The organism is Pediococcus stilesii (assembly GCF_001437075.1).
Classification (GTDB): Bacteria; Bacillota; Bacilli; order Lactobacillales; family Lactobacillaceae; genus Pediococcus; species Pediococcus stilesii.
Window position 1 is genome coordinate 1 of the sequence record NZ_JQBX01000045.1, and the last position, 551, is coordinate 551.

General features: G+C 38.1%; 2 protein-coding genes. Both read right to left on the reverse strand.

The genetic code is table 11. The features are described 5' to 3' along the window. Positions 1–24 precede the first annotated feature (24 nt). Complete coding sequence (gene tnpB / locus IV81_RS09165; RefSeq protein ID WP_057804427.1) at positions 25–381, reverse strand: IS66 family insertion sequence element accessory protein TnpB; 357 nt, start codon at positions 379–381, stop codon at positions 25–27. Continuing rightward, positions 371–551, reverse strand: a 181-nt coding sequence (locus tag IV81_RS09360; protein WP_057804429.1) for a hypothetical protein, incomplete at its 5' end; no start/stop codon positions are given. The genes tnpB and IV81_RS09360, both read right to left, overlap by 11 nt.

Consider the following 551-nt stretch of genomic DNA (forward strand, 5'->3'; position numbering starts at 1 on the left):
ACTTGATTTTATCATTAGTCATCGTCAACGCCTAGTGTTTTTTGGTGGAATACTTTGTTTAATGGTTGATTCTAAAGACCACCCAGAGAGGAGTCTTTCAAATTGCTTAGTGTGAAGCCTTTTGGCTTCATTCGAATTTCGTGGCCACTGTAATCTGCCATTCTCGATTCGTTTATAAAGTAAAAGAAATCCATCGCCTTCCCAAAGCAGAGCTTTGAACCGATCTGTTCGTGTTCCACAGAACATAAACAGTGCTTTACTGTAGGGATTGAGATCATATTGTTCACTAACTACGTTAGCTAATCCATCGATTCCACGACGAAGATCAGTTTTACCACATACCAAATAAATTCCGTGTAATTGGCGAACATCAATTATCATGCTTAAACACCGCCTCTAATAACGCCGTTAAAATATAATTATTAACGCGATTATAAACAATGACCGTTTTGTTTCGATCGATGTTCATTTGGAGCGCCTTGCTCGTCGAAGTACTAGCCTGATTTTGCTTAGGTTGATCCACCTTTACTTGAACAATATCATGATTATTA